Below are 23,026 nucleotides of genomic sequence, written 5' to 3'. Positions count from 1 at the left end.
TTTTTGTTGCCTACACAGTATGTGTTTGGCCTAATTACGTCTTAATGATGCTCTAGTTAATTGAGTATGATTGCATCATGAATATCAAAAAACGTTTGTCTCTTGCTCAAATTAAACGCCAAGCATTATTGATGGCAGGTGTTCCACCAAAGTCATATGGCCAGAAGAAAGCCACTCAAGTAGTCAAAAGTCGGAAGAAAGCTCTGGCCACAAGAGGCCATAAACACCGTCAAAGTGAGTCTCTTAATTAATTCTCAATGTTTGATAGTTGTATGAAGAGGAAATAAAAAAGGCGCCGAAGCGCCTTTTTTATTTGAGTATGGACTCAATTACATCATGCCGCCCATACCACCCATGCCACCCATACCGCCGCCCATATCAGGCATTGCTGGAGCGTCATCCTTTGGTGAATCAACTACTGCGCAGTCTGTTGTCAACAACAAACCAGCAACAGATGCTGCGTTCACTAAGGCTGTCTTAGTTACTTTAGCTGGATCGATTACACCCATCTCAACCATGTCACCATATTCACCAGATGCTGCGTTGTAACCATAGTTGCCTTTACCAGCAGCTACGTTATTCACAACAACACTTGCCTCGTCACCAGCGTTTGAAACGATGATGCGAAGTGGCTCTTCCATGGCGCGCAACACAATGCTGATACCAGCATTTTGATCTGCGTTATCGCCCTTCAAAGTCATGATGGCTTGTTTAGCACGTACCAAGGCAACGCCGCCGCCAGGAACAATACCTTCTTCAACAGCAGCACGTGTGGCATGCAATGCGTCGTCAACACGAGCCTTCTTCTCTTTCATTTCTACTTCTGTGGCTGCGCCAACACGTAGAACTGCAACACCGCCTGCCAATTTAGCAACGCGCTCTTGTAGCTTTTCACGATCGTAGTCGCTTGTAGCCTCTTCGATTTGTGCACGAATTTGCTTAACGCGAGTTTCAATGTTCTTAGCTTCGCCTGCGCCATCAATGATGGTTGTGTTTTCTTTACCGATTTCAACGCGCTTAGCTTGACCCAAGTCTTGTAATGTTACTTTTTCTAGTGTCAAACCAACTTCTTCAGCAATCACTTGACCACCAGTCAAAATAGCGATGTCTTCAAGCATGGCTTTACGACGGTCACCGAAACCTGGAGCTTTAACAGCACAAGTCTTCAAGATGCCACGAATGTTGTTAACTACCAATGTTGCCAACGCTTCGCCTTCGATATCTTCAGCGATGATCAACAATGGACGACCAGCTTTAGCTACCTGCTCCAATACTGGCAACAAGTCACGAATGTTGCTGATTTTCTTGTCAAACAACAAGATGAATGGGTTCTCAAGAATAGCTACTTGCTTTTCTGGGTTGCTAATGAAATATGGTGAAAGGTAACCGCGGTCAAACTGCATACCTTCAACAACGTCTAGTTCATCTGCCAATGATTTGCCATCTTCAACAGTGATAACACCTTCTTTACCAACTTTTTCCATGGCTTCAGCAATACGCTCACCAATGCTGTAGTCGCTGTTTGCTGAAATAGAACCAACTTGAGCGATTTCTTTTGTGGTTGTGCATGGCTTGCTGATTTTTGTGATTTCTGCGATTGCTGCAGTCACTGCTTTATCAATACCGCGCTTCAAATCCATTGGGTTGTGACCAGCAACTACATACTTCATGCCTTCACGAACAATTGACTGAGCCAATACTGTTGCAGTTGTTGTACCGTCACCAGCGTTGTCAGCTGTCTTCGATGCAACTTCCTTCACCATCTGTGCACCCATGTTTTGTAGCTTGTCTTTAAGCTCAATCTCTTTAGCAACTGACACACCGTCTTTAGTTACTAATGGGCCACCGAATGAACGCTCTAGAACCACGTTACGACCTTTAGGTCCTAAAGTTACTTTAACTGCGTTAGCCAAAATGTTAACGCCTTCGACCATGCGCGTACGCGCGCTGTCACTGAAAAATACATCTTTTGCTGCCATTTGAATTCCTTTCGATGTCTCTTATTAAATTACTTCTGAACGACTGCCATGATGTCTTCTTCGCGCATCACGAGAAGCTCATCGCCATCAACTTTTACTGTCTGACCAGCATACTTGCCAAACAAAACACGGTCGCCCACCTTCACATCTAGTGGAATAACCTTGCCTGACTCATCTTTTTTACCTGTGCCAACAGCAAGGATCTCGCCTTGATCTGGCTTTTCAGCTGCAGTCTCAGGAATCACTAAACCTGAAGCTGTTTTTGTTTCGTTGTCTAAACGCTTGATGATCACGCGATCATGTAAAGGGCGTAAATTCATTTTGACTCCTTTAAAAAAGTTAGTAAGTATTTACTTAACAGTTAGTAAAAATAATTAATTATAATTTCCAGAAGTAGTGCTACTAAGCTGAAACAAGTTGTTAGCACTCTAACTGGTTGAGTGCTAATTATAGGGATGGAACCCTAGCTTTTCAAGGGTCATGACCACATTTTCCGTTTAAAGAATGGATTCCCTGAGCATTCACAAACAAGCTTTTCTCTAGAGCAATTTAAACATTGGTGATTAAAAATCATCAAGTTATTGATTTTATTGGATTTAATTATGAAACCTAAGTCTCGGCTCTATTCGTTGGTTAAAAATTGGACTAAAAAGCCAAGCTTGGCAGTTAAAGAGCTCCACCAGGGACAACTGTATGAAGTGATGATGCAACCAGAGAGTCGCCAGCTTGAGGCTTGGGCAAGCTCTCAACATTTATCTTTTGAGCTGGTATTGAGCTCTAAAGACCTCGTCACTGAATTTGTCACCCTCACGCCCTTAGAGCATGCTTCAAAAGACACGGTGATTGATTTAGTCAAAGACGGTATTCGTGCGGCCAATTATTGGCACAGCTTCACAAAACCGCACGCCATCATGCTGACCATGAAAGCTGAATGGCTAACTGATCCAAACTTGATGAATGACTTTCAAGAGGTACTTCTGAAGTGCTATTTACCCGTTGGTCTGATTTATGTCGGCATCAGCGACTTGGGGCAATCAAAAGATGCCAATCCGCTACAAGAGGCTTTGGTTCAATTACAACGCCTGGGCATTTTGTTTCATCTTCTTAATTTCACAGGACAGGATGAAGAATGTCAGCTGATGCTCAATCATCGATTCACTCACATTCATCTGGCTGGTGATCTCATCAGACAAGCAATCCCAGGAAGTCAATGTGAAAAGAAATTGATCGCCCTTAAAGCACTCATTCATGCCAATGATGCTAGATCCGTGGCAGGCCCTATCAAACTCATGCACGAGAAAACTGTGGCCGAAAAGAACGCGATTGATTGTTACTACGGTAAACACATCATGCCGCAAATGACTCTTCACCAAGTGCTCAAGTTGGGTAAAACAGCTAAACAACAATTAGCCATGAAACAACTACTGAAGAAACAGTCACAAAAGGAGTGAGTTAGATGAGGAAAAAAGTCCTATTGGTTGACGACCATCCAGCCATGCTCTGGGCACTTAAAAACATGCTGGCACAACAAGTTCATTTTGAAATTATTGGAGAGGCAGTCGATGGCGATGGCTGCCTTGAGTTCGCTAGAGAAAATGAAACAGACTTGATCATTTTGGATATAGATATGCCAAAAGTAGATGGCTTTGATGTGATTCGCCGTTTGAAAATCATTGCCCCAGAGAGCAGAATATTGGTCGTGTCTTCTTTAGAAGCCAAGGTCTATGCCAGTCGCGTCAGAAGTATTGGTGGTCATGGCTTCATCAACAAAACAGCCAGCTCAGACATCATCCTAGCTGCTTGCTTAGCGGTATCTCAAGGATATACATTTTTTCATATCAACAATTCATCAAAAATATTCAGCAGTGATGAACAGATCATTTCATCATTTTCACCAAGAGAATTTCAAGTCATTAAATACTTGGCCGATGGGCACCCCAACAGTGCCATCTCAGAATTTCTTCACATCAGCACTAAAACAGTGTCGACCTACAAGACACGTGTTTATAAAAAAATTGGTGTGACCAATATTGCAGAGTTAATTACATTTTGTAGAACCAATCGAATCACTGATGCTTAACGAACATCAGCTCACCCTCTTTGCTTTCATTTGCACTTGCTTACTCAGTCTGTACTTACTGATTAGAAATAAGCATTGGTCGAATCTCGCCCATAAAAACCAACAAAATCTAAGTGCATTTCAAGAAACAAAGAACCAGGCGATCTCAACTATCAGCCATGAAATAAGAACACCTATCAGCGCCATACTCAGCATCCAAGAAAAGCTTTTACGCAATAGTCAACTCGACCATTCCGAAAAGACTATTTTAGAGAGTGCTCATGCTTCAGCAGAGTCAATGTTGGAGGTCTTAAATCAATTACTGGATTTATCTAAAATTGATGCTGGAAAAATGACACTCAAAACAGAGGCCTGTAACTTAGGGAATCTGATTAAAAACATCAACCGAACATTCAGCACACTTGCTCAAAAAAATAACACTTCAGTCCAGTGTCACATCTGCCCAGAAATAGCAGAAAGCTTGATTGCTGATGGGACGAGATTGGGCCAGGTATTACATAACTTGATCAGCAATGCCATCAAGTTCAGCCCAGATAAAAAAGTTCAAATCACAACTCGAACCCTTGCAAATGATCATTTCGCTCAAATCATCTATTTTGAGGTTTCTGATAATGGCAAAGGGATACCGCCAGCTCATATAGCAAGAATATTCCAACCCTACGAACAATATGAACACATTGATACAGAATATTCACAGTCAAGTACAGGGCTTGGTTTGACCATTGCAAAGCAGCTCATTGCGATGATGGGCGGCAAAATAGAGATTGATTCTGAAGAGGGGCTTGGCACATCAGTGAGCTTCACGCTTTCTTTTAAAAGATCCATAGAGCAACCTAAATACACAAGAATCAACACTGCTCATGAGAAAGTTCCACCAATCATCACTCATCATGAAAGCGTGATGATTGTGGACGATCATGCTCCAAGCAGATTCATCACAGAGGCTCAATTCAAAGAGATGGGATATTGCGTTCACTCAAGCGCGTGCAGTCAGGAGGCCATACAAAAAATTAGTGAGTCTTCTTTTGATATTTTGGTCACAGACTTGACCATGCCCATCATCGATGGGGATCAGTTAGCGATTTCTGCTCATCAGCACTATGGTTCAAAAATCAAAATATTTGGCATCACCGCGCACACTGATGGCGCTCATAGATTACTAAATCCTAACAATGTGTTTGATTCTGTTTTGATCAAGCCAGCATCTCTGAAAGACTGGCAACAAGAATTGACTCTTGAAAATACATATTTAATAACATTCAAAGACCCTGCGGATGCGTCACATTCCATGCTTAAGGTCATTGCCAGCGAGATCCTGATATACCAAGAAAAATCCTTGGATCTTTTACTCCAATGTCTTGGTAAGCAAAAATGGGTAATAAGCGAAATTGAATTAAAAAGCATGGCTCACAAATTGCTGGGCGGTGCCAAGCTAAGCAATGACCCAAGACTGGTCAAACTGTGTGAGCAGTTCCAAGTCAAAATACCTCAGCCTCATCGCCCTCTTTTTTATGACTTATGCATTGCCCTGACTCGCTCAAACACGATCTTAAAAAAGATAGTTACATAGTATTAGCCATATATACATAAGTGCGCATTAGGCTATATGATTTAGGGATGCCATTTAAGAGACATTTATTGATATTGACAGGCTTTTTTTTAGCCACGCAAAGCTTTGGCTTATTTGCGAAAGATTCTTTACCTGCCCCTGTTGAATCGGCAATCAAAAAAAGCTCCATACCAAAAGAAGCAATTGCAATATCTGTCTCAAAAATCACCAGCCAACAAGGCCATGCGACCTTTAATTCCCATGATGTGATTCATTGGCAGGAAAATGTTGGCATGAATCCAGCATCCACGATGAAGCTTGTCACAAGCTTGGCTGCCATGGAAATGCTAGGACCTGAGTACAGATGGAAAACAGATCTATTCACTAACGGCCAAATCTCAAAAGGCACTCTGCGCGGGGACTTACTCATCAGAGGTAGTGGTGATCCTAAGCTCATACCAGAGGAAGTGAATAAGCTTTTAGCCAACCTCAAAGCCAGCGGCGTTAAAAATATCCATGGAGATTTAATCTTTGACCGAAGCGCTTACGATAAATCTGTCAAAGAATCATCTTTTTTTGATGGCGAACCTACTCGCGCTTATAGCGTGGCGCCTGATGCTCTTTTATTTGCCTTTAATAGTTTCAGTTTTCAGTTCTTTCCAAATCTTGAAAATCGATTGGTTGTGATCAAGCAAACACCTCGAATGGCAAATTTATCAATTGATAATAATTTGACAGTGGTGGATGGCCCTTGTACTAATTGGCGAGACGGCATCACGATGACTCTGAAAACAGAGAAAAACTCGGCATGGATTGCCAGTTTTAGCGGTGACTACCCCAGCGCTTGTTCTACTGCCAATTGGAATATTGTTGCGTCCGATACCGATCAATTTTTGTCGCAGAGCTTGATTGCAGCATGGGAAGATCTTGGCGGCACATGGGGCAAGAAGCCGGTGATTAAAAATGGTCAGCTAACCGATTCTTTCAGGCCAGTCGTCACGCACTTTGGCATACCCTTGTATGAATCAGTCAAAGATATCAATAAGCTTTCAAATAACGTGATGGCCAGACAAGTTTTACTCACATTGGCATTAGAAAAAAATGGTGCTCCCGGAAATACCAACAACGGCAATATGGTGGTTAAGTCGTGGCTCAAGAAATATCAATTAGACATGCCTGAGCTGGTCATTGAGAATGGTTCTGGCCTATCTCGCATCGAGAGAATCAGCTCCAAACACCTCAATCAAGTATTACTGCTTGGCCTGAATTCTTCAACAAGAGAGTACTTCACTGAATCACTTCCAATTGCAGGCGTGGATGGAACTATGAAACATCGCTTGATGGATAAACTTCGTCAATACATCCCCAGAAAAGGCGATGTGCAAGCTTTTGAAAACAACATATCTCAGTTCCCCAAGCCCATCAAAAAATATGGTGCTTATATTAAAACCGGGTCCTTGGCTGATGTGAGAAGCATTTCAGGCTATGTCGTGAGTAAAAGCGGCCAGGTATATGCGATTTCTTCTTTCATCAATCATCGCAATGCTGGCTCTGGTCGAGGCATTCATGATGCATTAATGACTTGGCTTCTTGATGATGGTCCGCAACAATTACATACCAGAGCCAACTGAGGCACGCCCCAATCTATCTCTGATAGCGTCCCACTCAACACCATCAGGTAGCTGTTCAAAGAAGATGCAATTCACGTTCAGGGCATCCAAGTGTCTTAGCAAAGCATAGAGCTCTCGACCCACTGCATTTGATTCAAGAGGCAAGAGCACTTCCTTTGCCACATTCTTTAAACCAAGATCTTTAGCAGACAAATCTTTTGCGAAATGCACCCAGGCAACATTCTCTAAATCAGAGTTATTCACTTGAGCCAATACTGACTCAGCATCTTTGGCATCATATAAAACTAATTTTGTCTTCGGCGCATAGTGCGCACTCAAACTACCAGATACCCTAGGTGCCGATGCACTCGTATTTTGTTTTGTAAATTCAGTCTTTCCAACAACACCATCAATCATTGCCTGCGTGATGGCCCCTGGCCTCAAAATAACAGCACCATGAGTATCAAGGCGAGTCAGATCAACAATGGTAGATTCAATACCCACATCACAGGGACCGCCATCAAGCACCAATACCTCATCACCTGGAAACTCTTCACGCACATGCTCTGCAGTTGTTGGAGAAATTCTGCCAAAACGATTGGCAGAAGGTGCCGCTAAACCACCGCCGAACTCTTTTAATAAATTCTGCGCTACAGGATGCTTGGGACAACGAATTCCAACGGTTTCTTGTCCGCCTGTCACTTCCAATAAAACATTTTTCGCTTTTGGAAGAATCATGGTCAAAGGGCCCGGCCAAAATGCTTGAGCCAAAATCAAAGCCTCTGGCGAAACATCTCTTGACCATTGGCTGAGGATTTCTCGCCACGCATTCGACATAGCCTGTTGATCATTACTCAAGCCAATGTCAGGCTGTGCAATATGCACAATCAAAGGGTGACCAGAGGGGCGACCTTTACTAGAAAATATTTTATTGATAGCTGATACATTGCTTGCGTCAGCTGCTAGACCATAAACCGTTTCGGTGGGCATACCCACCAAACCACCAGCCTTAAGAACGTCTATCGCCCTTTGAATTGAATCAGGCATGATCAGCGCGCTATTTTTAGGACTCGTATAGCCTCTTGGCAAACCAACTCAACAGCAGATGAGGTTTTGCCTACAAAATTAATGTGTCCCATTTTGCGACCCACGCGAGGCTCAGCCTTGCCGTAAAGATGTAGCTTTGCAGAAGGAGCTTTCAGAATTTTTTCCCATGAAGGCTCTTCTTGTTTTCCAGAGACCAACCACTCATCACCCAGAATATTGAGCATGATGCTTGGGCCAATCAACTCTGCGCTACCCAAAGGTAAACGGGCCATCGCTCTAACCTGCTGCTCAAATTGACTGCTTAAACAGGCATTCTGTGTGTAATGCCCAGAATTATGTGGGCGTGGAGCAATCTCATTGGCAACCACATCTCCATTTTTGAGAACAAAGAACTCAACACACAAGACACCCACGTAATCTAAACGACGGATGATTTCTTTGGCGGCATCGACGATTTTTGTTTCTTGAGCTGAATTGATCGATGGTGCCGGCACGGTTGTTGTGTGCAAAATGCCATTCTTGTGAATATTTTGTGCAATTGGATATGCAACAACTTCATCATCATGACCACGCACCACCAATGCTGATACTTCAAAGGCCAAATCCATGCGTTTTTCTAAAACACACACAACTTGGTTAAACCCATTCCAGGCCTTCACAAGTTCATCACGATCATGAACTGTCACCTGACCTTTACCGTCATAGCCCATTCGAGCAGTTTTTAGAATACCTGGAAATAAATCAGCAGAAACTGCTTCAGCGTCGCTTTGCTTTTCAATGACTTGATAAGGTGCCGGGCCGATACCAGCTTCTTTTTGCCACGTTGCTAAAAACTTCTTTTCAGCAACACGGTCTTGTGCAATAGATACACCAGCACTTCTTGGGGCAACAAATACACCCAAAGACTCTAGCTCATCAAGTGCCGTAGCAGGAACATTTTCAAATTCAGTGCTGGCTGCCTGACAGATAGCTGCCATCTCTTTTAAAGCAGCGCTGTCGGTATAACTTGCTTGAATATGTTTATCTGCAACGATTCCGGCAGGACTCTGTGCATCATGGTCCAATACGCATACTTTGTATCCCATGGCTTGAGCAGCATGAGTGAACATGCGCCCCAATTGACCACCCCCAAGAATCCCTAGGTAAGATCCCGGCAAAATTGGGTTTTGACGATCTGCCATAAATCAAGAATGTCCTGGTAAGTTCATGGCTCTTGCTTTTTCAGTTTGAGCACCTCGGAACACCTCTAACTTTTTAGCCAGAGCAGGGTCGTTTACTGCAAGATTAGCAATCACATGCAAAGCAGCATTAGCTGCACCGGCATCACCAATAGCAAAAGTTGCCACAGGAATACCTTTAGGCATTTGCACAATGGATAAAAGTGAATCTTCACCACTCAAATGCTTTGAGGCAACCGGCACGCCGAAAACAGGAACAATTGTTTTTGCTGCCAACATACCTGGCAAATGTGCAGCACCACCAGCGCCAGCAATGATTGCCTTGATACCGCGCTCTGCTGCAGTTTCAGCATAAGCAAACATATCATCAGGCATGCGGTGCGCAGAAACCACCTTGGCTTCGTATGCAACTCCGAAATCAGTGAGAGTTTGAGCTGCGTTCTGCATGGTGTCCCAATCAGAATTTGAACCCATCAAGATTCCAACAATTGGTTTTTGACTCATCTTTTTTCCTTTGTGCTTTTAGCGAGCAATTAAGCAGTCAGTGTTGCTAAAGCTTCACGGTATTTAGCCGCTGTTTTTTCAATCACATCATCAGGTAACTTTGGTGCAGGTGCAGACTTATTCCATGGTTGACCATTGATTCTTGCAGACTCCAACCAATCACGCACAAACTGTTTATCAAATGATGGAGGATTAGATCCCACTTGATATGAAGCTGCTGGCCAAAAACGAGACGAGTCAGCAGTTAACACTTCATCCATCAATACCAATGTATTATTTTCATCTAAACCAAATTCAAATTTCGTATCAGCAATGATGATGCCTTTACTTGCAGCATAAATAGAAGCTTCTTTGTATAAACGAATACTCACTTCTTTGATTTTTGCAGCTAATTCTTGACCAATGCGTTTTTCAACTTCTGCATAAGAAATATTTTCATCATGCTCACCAACATCCGCTTTTGCGGCTGGTGTGAAAATCGGCTCAGGCAACTGTTGTGCATTTTTAAGGCCTACTGGCAATTTGATGCCGCAGATAGCGCCAGTGTCTTGATAATCCTTCCAACCACTACCAGATAAATAGCCGCGCACCACCGCTTCAACCATGATTGGTTTTAAACGCTTCGTCACGATGGCTCGACCTTTGACTTGATTTACCTCATCAGCCGCCACCACTGAGCATGGGTCAATACCCGTCAAATGATTAGGAATCACATGGCTTAACTTACCAAACCAAAAATTAGCCATCTCATTAAGAACAATGCCTTTGCCAGGAATAGGTTCACCCATGACAACATCAAATGCTGATAAACGATCAGTAGTCACCATCAACAGTTGATCATCACCAATGGCGTAAATATCTCTTACCTTGCCTTTTGAGATTAATGGCAATGACTTGATTGAAGATTCGTAAAGAGCTTGCATGAATACCTTATTTAACTAATTGAGCTAATTGACCGCTTTTGTAACGCTCAGCCATTTGTTCCAAAGGAATTGATTTGATCTTGCCAGCTTGGCCTTCGCAACCAAACGCTAAATAACGCGCTTTACAAATCTCTTTGGCAGCTTCACGTGCTGGCTTCAAATAATCGCGTGGATCAAACTTGCCTGGGTTCTCAAATAAATATTTACGAATAGCAGCAGTCATTGCCAAACGAATATCTGTGTCGATATTGATTTTTCTAACGCCGTGCTTGATACCTTGCTGAATCTCTTCAACAGGCACACCGTAAGTTTCTTTCATGTCGCCACCAAACTCACGGATGATTGCGAGCAACTCTTGAGGTACGCTGGAAGAACCATGCATCACAAGGTGTGTGTTTGGAATACGTTGATTGATTTCTTTGATGCGATCAATCGCCAAAATATCACCCGTTGGTTTTTTGGTGAACTTATAAGCGCCATGGCTCGTACCAATCGCAATCGCCAAGGCATCACATTGAGTTTGCTTCACAAAATCAGCCGCTTGCTCAACATCGGTCAATAACTGTTCACGAGTCATAGCACCTTCTGCGCCGTGACCGTCTTCTTTATCACCCATCATGGTTTCTAAAGAACCTAAAACACCCAACTCAGCTTCAACAGTTACACCAATCGAATGCGCAAACTTCACCACCTCTTGAGACACAGCGACGTTGTACTCGTATGAGGCAACTGACTTACCATCAGCCATCAAAGAACCATCCATCATCACAGATGTGAAACCTGAACGAATCGCTGCCATACAAACGGCTGGGCTTTGACCGTGGTCTTGATGCATCACCACTGGAATATGCGGATAAGCCTCAACAGCCGCATCAATCAAATGACGTAAAAATGCTTCTCCAGCATATTTACGTGCGCCAGCAGAAGCTTGCATGATGACTGGTGCATTGACTTCATCGGCAGCAGCCATGATGGCTTGTACCTGTTCAAGATTATTCACATTGAATGCTGGCAGTCCATAAGCATTCTCAGCAGCGTGGTCCAATAATTGGCGCAAAGATACAAGAGCCATTGCTATTTCCTTAAATTAAAATTTATTTAACATTCACAATCTTGAGCGTGTTGGTTCCGCCAACTTGGCCCATTGGCTCACCCACCGTCAATACGATGGTGTCACCAGAAGCCACAACGCCTAATTTTTTAATTCTTGCCTCTGCCTGCCCTAAAGCAGTGTCCCTGTCATTGCTGGTATCCAAATGCAAAGGGTGCACGTTTCTGTAAAGTGCCATTGATCTCTGACTAGCGATTTTTGTTGTGAGTGCAAAGATAGGAACCTGGATCTTATGGCGGCTCATCCATAAAGCAGTTGAGCCAGAATCAGTCAATGCAGCAATTGCTTTGACACCCAAGTGATAGGCGGTGAATAAAGCACCGAAAGCAATTGATTGATCAATGCGCGTGAACTTTTGATCAAAGAAATCAGCATCCAAATGATGCACTTCGGTTTTTTCAGCCTCAAGGCAAATAGCTGCCATTTGTAAAACAGTTTCAATTGGATACTGACCCGATGCAGTCTCGGCCGATAACATCACAGCGTCTGTGCCATCAAGAACTGCATTGGCCACATCGCTGACCTCAGCTCTGGTTGGCACCGGATTAACAATCATTGACTCCATCATTTGAGTCGCAGTGATCACCACTTTGTTCGCTTCACGAGCCAAACGAATCATTCGTTTTTGCAGCGCCGGAACAGTCGCATTCCCAACCTCCACAGCCAAGTCGCCACGAGCCACCATGATGCCGTCACTGACCTCAAGAATTTCTTCCAATACACCAGGCATCACTGCTTCTGCACGCTCAATCTTTGCAATGAGTTTTGTTTTATGACCAAACTCTTTGCTGGCAGCATCAGCCAAGCCACGAGCAATTTTCATGTCTTCAGCATTTTTGGGGAAACTGATCGCAATGTAATCGGCGCCCAATGCCACTGCTGTTTTTAAATCTTCTTTGTCTTTATCCGTCAATGCAGGTGCAGTCAAACCACCACCTGCACGATTGATGCCTTTGTTATTTGAAAGCTCACCGCCCAATTCAACAATCGTGTGAATGCAAGAACCCTCAACACCCTCAACTCGAATCACCAATAAGCCGTCGTTCAGCAATAACTTATCGCCAACCTTCACATCATTGGGCAAGTTTTTATAATCAAGACCTACTTTTGTTTGATCACCTAAAGTGCAGTTGGCATCCAAAGTGAACTTTTCGCCAGCTTTCAAAATAATTTTGTTATTTTCAAATTTGCCGACGCGGATTTTTGGACCTTGTAAATCTGCCATGATGGCAACTTCACGACCGGCCGCTTTAGAAACTTCTCTAACAAGCTGAGCTCTGGCTTGGTGATCTGCTGCTGTACCGTGTGAAAAATTCAAGCGGACAACATCAACACCCGCTTCCATTAATTTTTTTAAAACTTCAGCACTGCTTGATGCTGGACCTAGGGTCGCAACAATTTTTGTTGCACGCATTATTTATCCGCTCTTTCTGACAAGATAGCAAAGGCTGGCAAGGTTTTACCTTCTAGGAATTCCAAGAAAGCGCCTCCACCAGTAGAAATGTAATCAACTTGTTTCTCAATACCGTACTTGGCAATCGCTGCCAAAGTATCACCACCACCAGCGATTGAGAATGCTGGAGAGTGAGCAATTGCAGCGGCCAACATCTTCGTGCCACCGCCAAATTGATCAATTTCAAAAACACCGATCGGGCCGTTCCAAACAACTGTTCCTGCGTGTGCAATGATGCTTGTCAGTTCAGCTGATGTTTTTGGCCCTACATCCAAAATCATGTCATCAGGCTGAACATCGGTTGATGCCACTCTATTCGCACGCGCCAATGGTGACAATTCATTCGCAACCACCACATCCACAGGAATCGGCACACTCGCACCACGCTTGGCCATCAAATCAATGATTGCTTTTGCTTCGCTCACCAAATCTGGTTCAGCCAAAGACCTACCGATCGGCAAGCCTGCTGCCAACATGAAAGTGTTTGCGATACCGCCGCCCACAATCAATTGATCAACTTTTTCTGCCAATGATTTAAGAATCGTTAATTTTGTTGAAACTTTTGATCCTGCAACAATCGCCACCAATGGACGCTTTGGATCAGTCAATGCTTTACCCAATGCATCTAATTCAGCGGCCATCAAAGGACCCGCACAAGCAACTGGTGCAAATTTAGCCATGCCATGAGTTGTTGCCTCAGCACGATGCGCTGTACCAAATGCGTCATTCACATAAACGTCACACAAGCTAGCCATTTTTTGAGCTAACTCATCATTGTTTTTCTTTTCGCCCTTGTTAAGACGGCAATTCTCTAAAAGCACCAAGTCGCCAGGCTGTATTTCAAAGCCACCCTCAACCCAGTGACTGATCAATGGAACTTTGCGCTCCATGAGTTCTGCAATTCTGTCGGCAACTGGTGCCAAAGTATCCTCAGGTCTGAACTCACCCTCAGTTGGGCGACCCAAGTGAGATGTCACCATCACAGCTGCACCTGCATCCAATGCCAACTTGATGGCTGGAATGGATGCTCTGATGCGAGTGTCTTCAGTGATGTTGCCTGCCTCATCTTGTGGAACGTTCAAATCAGCTCTGATGAAGACTCGCTTACCTTTTAGCTGGCCATTGGCGGCCAAGGTTGAAAGGCGATTAAATTGAAGTTTTGATGTGCCTGGCATAGCGAATTTTCGACAAAAGACAAGAAAGTCAGATTTTACCTTTTTACAGCTCAATTGGACGGTTTTTTAGGACCCAATCAAGCCCACCAAGGTAAAAGCCAACATTCCCAAAATAATCGTGAAAAACATACTTCTTGTGACTAAAAATGCCACAAAAGAGGCAACACCTCCCCAAAATTGAGGCGTGGTCACTTCAGATGGGGTGAATGTCTGAGTGATAAATATTTCAGGGGCAATGATGGCCACCAAAGCGGCGGCTGGAGCGTATCTGAGGGCATTCTGAACTGTTTCTGATAGCTCCATTCGTTCGCCAATGATCAAAAAGAAGCTCCGAGTGATCAAAGTCACCACCATCAGGCCGATGATCACGATCCAACTATCGACTGGGCTCATGACACTCCTTTCCTTTGCCTAAAAAGACGATCAGACGCAATACCGACCACTATGGCTGCCAAAACCGCCAAAACAATGCTCAACTTATAAGGCAGGTCATTGGCCGCTAATGCCACTACCAAGGCTGTAATGGCTGCCAAGCGCATGGATAAACCATCCAACATCGGTAACAAAATGGCGATCAATGCCAATGTTCCAGCAAAGCCTAGACCCCAAGCATCTGGGACTGCTCCGGCAAGAAATATCCCAATCAAAGACCCTGTTTGCCAAATCGTCCAGTTGGTCAAAGACATGCCTAAGAAAAATGGTAAGTGGGATGGATCCGCTCGATATTGTGAATAACGAGACATCAAAAGAGCAAAGGTCAGATCCCCGTTCATGTAACCCAAAATAGATCGCTTCCAAAGCGTTCTGTCTTTAAAAAACGGTTGTAGGCCAGCGCTGAAAATAACAAATCTCAAGTTGACCACGGCAGCCGTTAAAAAAATGGTCCAAAAAGGGAAATCACCAGCCATCAAGGGCAAGGCAGCCAATTGTGCAGAACCGGCGTAAACCAACAGTGACATTCCAATGGCTTGCCAGGTGGTCAAACTTGATTCAGCCATGGCCATACCAGTCACCAGCGCCCAAGTGAAGATCGCAAAACCAGCTTTTGACATGGTTTTACTGCCTTCAAGTAGGTGTTTTTTATTGTTTGAGAGCCAGGTCACTGTGAATTCAGTCGTCTAAGAGGATCTTTGATTATAGGGAGCACAGATGTCTTCGTCATAGCCATCTCCCTGTGGCTGTTTTACAATGGCGCTTCAACCCATTTTTCTCAGAATTTAGGAAACAAACCATGTCAATGGCAAATCGTGATGGCTTTATTTGGATGGACGGCAAGATGGTCCCTTGGAGAGACGCAAACATCCACGTGTTAACTCACACACTTCATTACGGCATGGGTGTTTTTGAAGGCATCAGAGCCTACAAAACTGATGCTGGTCCAGCGATCTTCCGTTTGAAAGAGCACACACGTCGCTTATTCAATTCAGCAAAAATCTTCCAGATGAAGATGAACTACACCGAAGAGCAAATGGCCAAAGCAATTATTGATGTTGTTAAAGAAAATAAATTGGCATCTTGCTACATTCGTCCAATTGTTTGGATTGGCTCTGAAAAACTAGGTATTTCTGCAAGAAGTAATTCAATTCACGCGGCAGTTGCTGCTTGGGAATGGGGTGCTTATTTAGGTGAAGATGGTTTGAACAAAGGTATTCGCGTCAAGGTATCTTCATTCACAAGACATCACGTCAACGTTTCTTTGGTGAGAGCCAAAGCTTCTGGTTACTACATCAACTCAATCCTTGCCAATCAAGAAGTGACTGCTCAAGGTTACGACGAAGCGCTTCTTTTAGACACTGATGGCTATGTGTCAGAAGGTTCTGGCGAGAACGTTTTCATCGTTAGAGATGGTGTTATCTACACACCTGATTTGGCTTCATGTTTGGATGGCATTACTCGTGATGCTATTTTTACAATTGCTAAAGATCTTGGCATTGAAATTAAAGAAAAGCGCATCACGCGCGATGAGATGTATTGCTGTGACGAAGCCTTCTTCACAGGCACAGCCGCGGAAGTAACACCAATTCGTGAACTTGATGATCGCATCATTGGTGATGGCACACGCGGTCCGATCACAACAAAAATTCAGAAAATATTCTTTGATGCAGTAGCTGGTAAGAGCGATAAATATCGTCACTGGCTAACTGTGGTTTAAGAAAACCGAGGCCATCATGAGTCAGCAAAGTGTTATCAAGGTCGATGGCAATAAAGATTTACCTCTTCATTGCCCCAACAATAACTCCCCTGCCTGGAGCATGCACCCTCGCGTCTTTCTAGATGTGCTGACCACTGGCCATGCTAAGTGCCCATACTGCGGCACCGAATATGAGCTTCTGCCTGGCACAAAGCCGCACGGTCACTAAGATGGTGAAGATACTCATCATTGCACCCAACTGGATTGGTGATGCAGTGATGACTGAACCTCTGATATCTCAGCTTAAAAAAAATAATCCCAACAGTCAGATTGATGTTTTAGCGACCCCATGGGTGGCCAGCATCATGAAAGCAATACCAGCAGTTGATCAAATCATCACCGCTGATTTTCAGCATGGGGTATTACAGTGGAACGAGCGAAAAGCTCTGGCCAAACAATTGGCCAATGGCGCTTACACCCATGCCTATGTTTTACCCAATAGTTTTAAATCAGCACTGATTCCTTGGCTTGCCAAGATTCCGCGCAGAATTGGCTACCAAGGTGAGATGCGTTGGGGCTTGATCAATGAGGCGCTCAACAATCCATCTCGCTCACATCGCCCACCCATGTCGAGCCATTACTATGCACTTTCAGGGCAGACGTCCTCCGAAGTGCCGCAACCTCACCTATCATTGCCAAAAGCAATGATTGACCAGAGCCAGCAAACGCTTCAAAACATTCAAGCGCATCAAGAGCTCTATGTGCTCTGCCCTGGTGCTGAATATGGCCCAGCAAAACAATGGCCCATAGAACATTTTGGTAACTTGGCCAAACAACTCATTCAAACAAAGCAAAACTCTTTGGTATTAATTCTTGGTAGCAAGAAAGAGTTTTCAATTGGCAGTGATATTGCAAACATCAGCAATCATCCAGATAGGGTCATCAATTGGTGTGGTCAAACCAGTCTTGAAGATGCCATGGCTGCCATCAGCAATGCCACAGCCGTCATCAGCAATGACTCTGGCTTGATGCATATTGCTGCTGCATTTAGACGCCCTCAAGTGGCCATATTTGGCTCTAGCGATCCAAGGCACACACCGCCACTCTCGAAGCTTGCCTCAATTCATTGGCTACATCTCGAGTGCAGCCCATGCTTTAAGAGAACTTGCCCACTCGGCCACTTGAAATGTTTAGTGGACATAGAAGTAAAAGACGTCCTAAACTCTGTCAATCAACTTAATCAATAAAAATACCATGCCAAGTCAAGCCAGATTGTTTCAAATGCCAGAAGAAGTCATCGAAGCATGGCGCGAATCATTGCATCGCAATGACTTGGATGGATCCATTGATCTATGGATGGATGAGGACTCAATCACATGCATCTTGCCAGGTGGCAAACGCTTGAATGGGCACGCTGAGCTTCGCGAAGGATTGAAGAAAATACTTGAAGATCACTTTTTGTGGCTCGACCCAATTCAAGTGATTGGTCACACAGGCATCGGTATATCTTTCTTTGACTCAACCGAAGCTGTCCGCTTAGAGGCTGAGCAAATTGAACCTGAGTTTTTCTTGAACTTCACTTATATCTTGGTTCAAGGCCCTATGGGCTGGAGAATTGCTCATATTCACACAAGCCCTGCTCAAGAAGAACATATTCAATTGCCGAGCACCATCCACGGCTTTCACTGATCAAACCATTAAAACTATTTTTGTTTTTGTTGAATAAGTTCTTGACGATACAAGTCTTGAATTTGTCTAGCGCGAGCATCAATTTCTGAAGACTGATAAAAATCAGCGTCAACGGCTAACTTAGCTAAACGCATCTGCTCAATAGCAGCAACCCACGCCCCATCAGCAACATACTTCTCTGCTAAGGCGCCATGCTGAAGCGCTTTTTTACCTGATTGCGCATAGGCTCTTGCCAGGAGGTCCCACCATATTGAATTTTCTGGCTGTGATTTTGTTTGATTTTTTAACCAATTAATGGCTTGATCATATTGCTTGGTTTTTAACTGACCTTCAACCGTCAAAATATTCAGAGATCTTGAATGAGGGTGCGTTGCTTTGATTTGAGCAATTTGTTTAAGCCCTTCTGCATGTTGACCTTTGGCAAACAAAATATCAATCGCAGTTGTTTCTAGAGAGAGGCTTGAGCGCTGCACGGGAGAGCCCTGTGCAGAAACTGTTTGCATCAACACCCTACTTTTTTGCAAATATGACTCTGCTTCACTTATCTTTTGTTGCTTAAGATTCAACAATGTCAGGCCGTAATTACCCTCCAACTGCTTAATAGAATCGGGTTTTCTGGCAAGGCTTTCGTAAAATTGTTTTAGTTCAGGGTAATTACTTGAGCTTGTGGTTTGTATTAACCTCGCTCTGGCTTTCAACAAGTAAAACTCTATTGATGAATTGACCTTCGGCTTGCTCAAGCCACGCACTCGATCTTGCATATCTGCAATACGATCTGTTGTCAGTGGATGGGTGCGCACATAACCAGGAACACCACTTTCCATGATGCTATTGGCTCTTTGCATTCTTTGGAAAAAGTCTGGCATGCCCTGTACATCAAAACCACCTGCCTGAAGAATTTGAAAACCCACGCGATCAGCTTCACGTTCAGCATCTCTTGAATAGGCCAATTGATTCTGTATCGCTAATGCTTGACCACCCACAGCAAGTCCTTGAGCTGCGTTCGGATTACGGCTGGCAGCAACTGCCGCCAAAATGATCGATGCCAAGGCAATCATTGAATTAGTGCCTTGCTGACTAAACATGCGAGCAATGTGTTTTTGAGTCACATGGCCAATCTCATGACCAAGCACTGAGGCTAATTCAGACTCTGTTTCTGCAGAAACAATCAAACCGGTGTGCACACCAATAAAACCCCCTGGCAATGCAAAGGCGTTGATGCTCTTATCTCGCACACCGAATAATTCAAAATTAATGGCAAAGCTACCTCGACCATCTAAACCAGCCACGCCTTGCTTTTTAGCTGTATCAATTAAATGCTGACCAACTGTGTTGAGGTAATCATGAAAAACCGCATCCTTTGAATAATCTGGGTCTCTGCGAATATCGCGCATGATGCGCTCACCCAATAATCTTTCATCAATCGGGGATAAAGCTGCACTCGATGAATCCCCCAAATCAGGCAAGACCAATTGAGGTTGTTGAACTCTTTTACTAGGAGGCGCAAATTCAGAGCCAGCTCTGGGAGACTGCATGGTGCGATCAATATTCTCCTGCGCCACTCGATTGTTATCGATCTGAGCCAATAAGCAGCTTGGATAGAAAATGAAAGCGAGCGAGCTCGCAATTATTTTCTGAGCGACATTATTCTTTTTTCGATTCATATCCCTAATTATGGTACAAATACCGCATGAACAAACTGACTCATTTTGATGAAACTGGCCAAGCCCACATGGTAGATGTGGGCCAAAAGGCTCACACACACCGCATTGCAACTGCTACTGGCAGTATACAAATGCAAAAAAGTACTTTTGACATGGTAATGTCGGGAAGCCACAAAAAAGGTGATGTGATTGGCATCGCCAGAATTGCGGCTATCCAAGCCACCAAAAAGAGTCCTGATTTGATTCCTTTATGCCATCCTATCGCATTGACCAGGGTTGCTGTTGAATTCACCCCTGACGAGTCTCAATCCACTATTCACTGCACAGTCACGACTGAAAACATTGGTCAAACTGGTGTTGAGATTGAAGCCTTAACGGGCGTGCAAATTGGCTTGCTCACCATTTATGACATGTGCAAAGCCGTAGACCGCGGCATGGTCATTAAAGAAGTAAAGCTACTTGAGAAGAGTGGCGGCAAGTCTGGTACTTGGAAGGCTTAAACCACATGGCATAGATTCTTCATAGAATCTTAAAAGCAAAAAAGGCGAAGATTCTTCGCCTTTTTTTGTTGCTCTACTTTATTTATTCTTTATTTTTTAAAACTTTATTTCCTTACTTGCAATCACTTGGTTGTAGTTTTGCAGGCAAGGTTGTTGCTGGAGATTTGCATGACCAAATACCTGCCCATGGTTGCTCACCTTTAACACTAAGATCCAAAGCTGTGACAGCATCGCTACTGGCGTTGTTGACCGGCACAATGCTCAAGGTATTAGCGCCTTCAGGAGCTACGCTGGATTGATAGGTGATCAAAATAGCGCCAGATTTTTCAATCTTGATTTCTTTCACGCTGTTTGTTGTGGTGCTCTTGAATGTTGACTCTGTTGCAACTGCCATATCTGCAGCGCCTTTACCGGAATAAACCTCAGTCACCGCTAACTTAGCGCCTGCCGCCAAACTTAAACCTTCAGTCACACGAGTTTTAGCAATGTAGTCTTGATACTTAGGCACTGCGATTGCAGCCAAGATACCAATGATGGCAATCACCACCATCAGTTCAATCAAGGTAAAACCATTTTGCTTGTTTACAGAAGTCTCTTGCTTAGGCGTCATAAGGTCTTTATTTTTCATTCATTCAATCCTTTGTTAATGGGAAACCATCTTCTCAGATGATACCCATCAACAAGGACTACATCGTTGTCAGAAAGCTCTGATTTTGAGTTGAGTCAAAGAACAAGCAATTAAGCTTGTTTTGTCTTCTTCTTTTGCCTCTTCATTACTTCACCGTAAAGCATAACGCCAACAGCTGCGACGATGCCTGCAATCGTTGCATAGTTCTCTATGCCGGCACCAAGGTGTTTAATGAGACCAGGATCAGAGAAAATCATTCCGCCAGCAATCCATCCCAACAGGCCTGCGCCCAAAGTCACGATCCATGGGAAACGATCAATCAAATAAAGAACGATTTGGCTACCACCCACGATCAATGGGATTGAAACCAACAAACCAAACACAATGTATCCAAACTGGTGATGAGCGGCATCCACTTGACCAGCAGCTCCTGCAATCGCGATCACGTTATCCACGCTCATCGCAATGTCAGCCACGATGATGGTTTTAACAGCGGCCCATAATTTATCGGAAGCTTCAAGTTCGTGGCCATCATCATCTTCTGATTGCACCATCAACTTGTAACCAATCCACAACAGCAAAATTCCGCCAGTGAACTTCAAGAATGGAATTTGTAACAAAGTCACCGCAAATGCCACCAAGGCAATACGCAAGATGATCGCACCCGCAGTGCCCCACATGATGCCTCTGCGTCGCTGGTTAGGATGCAAGTTGCGACAAGCCAATGCGATCACAACCGCATTATCACCACCCAATAAAATATCAATCATGATTATTTGAGCAATCACGGCCCAATCAATCGTTGCTAGAAATTCCATGTCAACCTCATATTTTTATTATTTAAACAAAAAACGGGAGCTAGGCTCCCGTTAATTTTGACCCGTAAAAGGGATATTACAACAATGCCTTAAGCAATTTGCCCATTTCTGATGGATTGCGTGTCACTGTGAAACCACACTCTTCCATGATGGCCAACTTAGCATCCGCTGTGTCAGCACCGCCAGAAATCAACGCACCAGCATGGCCCATGCGCTTACCTGCAGGAGCTGTAACACCAGCAATGAAACCTACCACTGGTTTTTTCATATTAGCTTTGCACCAACGAGCTGCTTCAGCTTCATCAGGACCGCCGATTTCACCAATCATGATCACTGCATCAGTATCTGGATCGTCATTGAATGCTTTCATCACATCAATGTGCTTAAGACCGTTGATTGGGTCACCACCAATACCAACTGCTGAAGATTGGCCAAGACCAATTTCTGTTAACTGAGCAACAGCTTCATAAGTCAAGGTACCTGAACGGCTCACAACACCAATACGACCTTTGCGGTGGATGTGACCTGGCATGATGCCGATCTTGATCTCTTCAGGAGTGATCAAGCCTGGGCAGTTTGGTCCCAACAACAAAGTCTTTTTGCCGCCTTTAGCTTCTTTAGCAGCCATTCTGTTACGAACTTCTAACATATCGCGAACAGGAATACCTTCTGTAATACAGATAGCCAAATCAAGATCAGCTTCAACAGCTTCCCAGATCGCAGCCGCAGCACCCGCTGGTGGCACATAAATCACTGAAACAGTTGCACCTGTCTCTGCAGCAGCTTCTTTCACTGACGCATAAATAGGAATGTTGAAAATTTTCTCGCCAGCTTTTTTAGGGTTCACGCCAGCAACAAAACATTCTTTGCCGTTTGCGTACTCTTGACACTTTTCAGTGTGGAACTGACCTGTTTTACCAGTGATACCTTGAGTAATGACTCGTGTGTTTTTATTAATAAGAATAGACATTTAAATTCCTTTCGTGG

25 protein-coding genes are annotated in these 23,026 nt (G+C 44.0%); 10 read left to right on the top strand and 15 right to left on the bottom strand.

All coding sequences use genetic code 11. The annotated features are described in order from the left end of the window. Window positions 1-77: 77 nt before the first annotated feature. Window positions 78-251, top strand: a complete 174-nt coding sequence (locus ICE88_RS05580) for a hypothetical protein (protein WP_216250328.1) — start codon at window positions 78-80, stop codon at window positions 249-251. Between the two features lie 78 nt (window positions 252-329). Here ICE88_RS05580 and groL read toward each other — a convergent pair whose 3' ends face one another. Further along, a complete protein-coding gene (gene groL, locus ICE88_RS05575; protein ID WP_215290325.1) occupies window positions 330-1,979 on the bottom strand; it encodes a chaperonin GroEL in 1,650 nt (549 codons plus the stop codon). 29 nt (window positions 1,980-2,008) lie between these two features. After that, window positions 2,009-2,299: a co-chaperone GroES gene (gene groES, locus ICE88_RS05570; protein ID WP_089514718.1), complete on the bottom strand. Its 291-nt coding sequence runs from the start codon at window positions 2,297-2,299 to the stop codon at window positions 2,009-2,011. Window positions 2,300-2,581: 282 nt separating this feature from the next. On the opposite strand from groES, the gene ICE88_RS05565 reads away from it, so the two are divergent. From ICE88_RS05565 to dacB, 4 genes are read left to right on the top strand one after another with little or no spacing between them, the layout of a single operon-like run. Continuing rightward, window positions 2,582-3,430 (top strand): EAL domain-containing protein, encoded by an 849-nt coding sequence (locus tag ICE88_RS05565; protein ID WP_216250325.1) that lies wholly within the window; start codon window positions 2,582-2,584, stop codon window positions 3,428-3,430. Window positions 3,431-3,435: 5 nt separating this feature from the next. Further along, window positions 3,436-4,059 carry a response regulator transcription factor gene (locus tag ICE88_RS05560; protein ID WP_216250323.1) on the top strand — a complete coding sequence of 208 codons (624 nt, stop codon included), beginning with the start codon at window positions 3,436-3,438 and terminating at the stop codon, window positions 4,057-4,059. After that, entirely contained in the window at window positions 4,052-5,629 is a 1,578-nt protein-coding gene (locus ICE88_RS05555; RefSeq protein ID WP_216250320.1) for a hybrid sensor histidine kinase/response regulator, read from the top strand. Before ICE88_RS05560 ends, ICE88_RS05555 begins: the two co-directional genes overlap by 8 nt. 47 nt (window positions 5,630-5,676) lie before the next feature. Further along, window positions 5,677-7,239: a D-alanyl-D-alanine carboxypeptidase/D-alanyl-D-alanine-endopeptidase gene (gene dacB, locus ICE88_RS05550; protein ID WP_216250316.1), complete on the top strand. Its 1,563-nt coding sequence runs from the start codon at window positions 5,677-5,679 to the stop codon at window positions 7,237-7,239. Here dacB and ICE88_RS05545 read toward each other — a convergent pair. From ICE88_RS05545 to ICE88_RS05505, 9 genes are all read right to left on the bottom strand, one after another. After that, window positions 7,219-8,265: an L-threonylcarbamoyladenylate synthase gene (locus ICE88_RS05545; protein WP_216250312.1), complete on the bottom strand. Its 1,047-nt coding sequence runs from the start codon at window positions 8,263-8,265 to the stop codon at window positions 7,219-7,221. The two genes, dacB and ICE88_RS05545, sit on opposite strands and share 21 nt — an antisense overlap. Before the next feature lie 2 nt (window positions 8,266-8,267). After that, complete coding sequence (locus ICE88_RS05540; protein ID WP_216250309.1) at window positions 8,268-9,446, bottom strand: 5-(carboxyamino)imidazole ribonucleotide synthase; 1,179 nt, start codon at window positions 9,444-9,446, stop codon at window positions 8,268-8,270. Window positions 9,447-9,449: 3 nt separating this feature from the next. Then, window positions 9,450-9,947, bottom strand: a complete 498-nt coding sequence (gene purE / locus ICE88_RS05535) for a 5-(carboxyamino)imidazole ribonucleotide mutase (protein ID WP_216250306.1) — start codon at window positions 9,945-9,947, stop codon at window positions 9,450-9,452. 29 nt (window positions 9,948-9,976) lie between these two features. After that, window positions 9,977-10,870, bottom strand: coding sequence for a phosphoribosylaminoimidazolesuccinocarboxamide synthase (locus ICE88_RS05530; RefSeq protein ID WP_216250302.1), 894 nt, complete (start codon window positions 10,868-10,870; stop codon window positions 9,977-9,979). Window positions 10,871-10,877: 7 nt separating this feature from the next. Next, window positions 10,878-11,942 (bottom strand): class II fructose-bisphosphate aldolase, encoded by a 1,065-nt coding sequence (fba, locus tag ICE88_RS05525; RefSeq protein ID WP_216250300.1) that lies wholly within the window; start codon window positions 11,940-11,942, stop codon window positions 10,878-10,880. Between the two features lie 22 nt (window positions 11,943-11,964). Further along, window positions 11,965-13,398 (bottom strand): pyruvate kinase, encoded by a 1,434-nt coding sequence (gene pyk / locus ICE88_RS05520; RefSeq protein ID WP_216251890.1) that lies wholly within the window; start codon window positions 13,396-13,398, stop codon window positions 11,965-11,967. Next, window positions 13,395-14,609 (bottom strand): phosphoglycerate kinase, encoded by a 1,215-nt coding sequence (locus ICE88_RS05515; RefSeq protein ID WP_216250297.1) that lies wholly within the window; start codon window positions 14,607-14,609, stop codon window positions 13,395-13,397. The genes pyk and ICE88_RS05515 overlap by 4 nt, the downstream gene beginning before the upstream one ends. Before the next feature lie 66 nt (window positions 14,610-14,675). Then, the gene (locus tag ICE88_RS05510; RefSeq protein ID WP_216250295.1) at window positions 14,676-15,002 is read right to left on the bottom strand and encodes an AzlD domain-containing protein; all 327 of its coding nucleotides are present in this window, start codon (window positions 15,000-15,002) and stop codon (window positions 14,676-14,678) included. Further along, a complete protein-coding gene (locus ICE88_RS05505) occupies window positions 14,999-15,661 on the bottom strand; it encodes an AzlC family ABC transporter permease (protein WP_216250293.1) in 663 nt (220 codons plus the stop codon). The genes ICE88_RS05510 and ICE88_RS05505 overlap by 4 nt, the downstream gene beginning before the upstream one ends. A 179-nt stretch (window positions 15,662-15,840) precedes the next feature. Between ICE88_RS05505 and ICE88_RS05500 the strand changes: the two genes are divergently transcribed. The 4 genes from ICE88_RS05500 to ICE88_RS05485 are packed head-to-tail and all read left to right on the top strand — an operon-like array spanning window position 15,841 to window position 18,429. Continuing rightward, complete coding sequence (locus ICE88_RS05500; RefSeq protein ID WP_216250289.1) at window positions 15,841-16,761, top strand: branched-chain amino acid transaminase; 921 nt, start codon at window positions 15,841-15,843, stop codon at window positions 16,759-16,761. A 16-nt stretch (window positions 16,762-16,777) separates the two neighbouring features. Further along, window positions 16,778-16,969 (top strand): zinc-finger domain-containing protein, encoded by a 192-nt coding sequence (locus ICE88_RS05495; RefSeq protein WP_216250286.1) that lies wholly within the window; start codon window positions 16,778-16,780, stop codon window positions 16,967-16,969. Between the two features lies 1 nt (window position 16,970). Next, window positions 16,971-17,987 carry a lipopolysaccharide heptosyltransferase II gene (gene waaF / locus ICE88_RS05490; RefSeq protein ID WP_216251888.1) on the top strand — a complete coding sequence of 339 codons (1,017 nt, stop codon included), beginning with the start codon at window positions 16,971-16,973 and terminating at the stop codon, window positions 17,985-17,987. Window positions 17,988-17,994: 7 nt separating this feature from the next. Next, window positions 17,995-18,429: a nuclear transport factor 2 family protein gene (locus tag ICE88_RS05485; protein WP_216250283.1), complete on the top strand. Its 435-nt coding sequence runs from the start codon at window positions 17,995-17,997 to the stop codon at window positions 18,427-18,429. Between the two features lie 14 nt (window positions 18,430-18,443). Here the strand turns inward: ICE88_RS05485 and ICE88_RS05480 are convergent, their stop codons facing one another. After that, complete coding sequence (locus ICE88_RS05480) at window positions 18,444-20,093, bottom strand: M48 family metalloprotease (RefSeq protein WP_216250280.1); 1,650 nt, start codon at window positions 20,091-20,093, stop codon at window positions 18,444-18,446. A 26-nt stretch (window positions 20,094-20,119) separates the two neighbouring features. Between ICE88_RS05480 and moaC the strand changes: the two genes are divergently transcribed. Further along, window positions 20,120-20,593 (top strand): cyclic pyranopterin monophosphate synthase MoaC, encoded by a 474-nt coding sequence (gene moaC / locus ICE88_RS05475; RefSeq protein ID WP_216250276.1) that lies wholly within the window; start codon window positions 20,120-20,122, stop codon window positions 20,591-20,593. A gap of 112 nt (window positions 20,594-20,705) precedes the next feature. Here the strand turns inward: moaC and ICE88_RS05470 are convergent, their stop codons facing one another. The 3 genes from ICE88_RS05470 to sucD form a co-directional block, all read right to left on the bottom strand. Next, window positions 20,706-21,221, bottom strand: a complete 516-nt coding sequence (locus ICE88_RS05470; protein ID WP_304608746.1) for a pilin — start codon at window positions 21,219-21,221, stop codon at window positions 20,706-20,708. Between the two features lie 110 nt (window positions 21,222-21,331). Next, window positions 21,332-22,039 carry a TerC family protein gene (locus ICE88_RS05465; protein ID WP_216250274.1) on the bottom strand — a complete coding sequence of 236 codons (708 nt, stop codon included), beginning with the start codon at window positions 22,037-22,039 and terminating at the stop codon, window positions 21,332-21,334. Window positions 22,040-22,115: 76 nt separating this feature from the next. Further along, entirely contained in the window at window positions 22,116-23,009 is an 894-nt protein-coding gene (sucD, locus tag ICE88_RS05460; RefSeq protein WP_215290345.1) for a succinate--CoA ligase subunit alpha, read from the bottom strand. Window positions 23,010-23,026: the final 17 nt, after the last annotated feature.

The sequence above is a fragment of the Polynucleobacter sp. AM-26B4 genome, assembly GCF_018882285.1.
In the GTDB taxonomy this organism is placed as follows: Bacteria; Pseudomonadota; Gammaproteobacteria; order Burkholderiales; family Burkholderiaceae; genus Polynucleobacter.
This window is presented reverse-complemented; position numbering and strand designations above follow the sequence as displayed.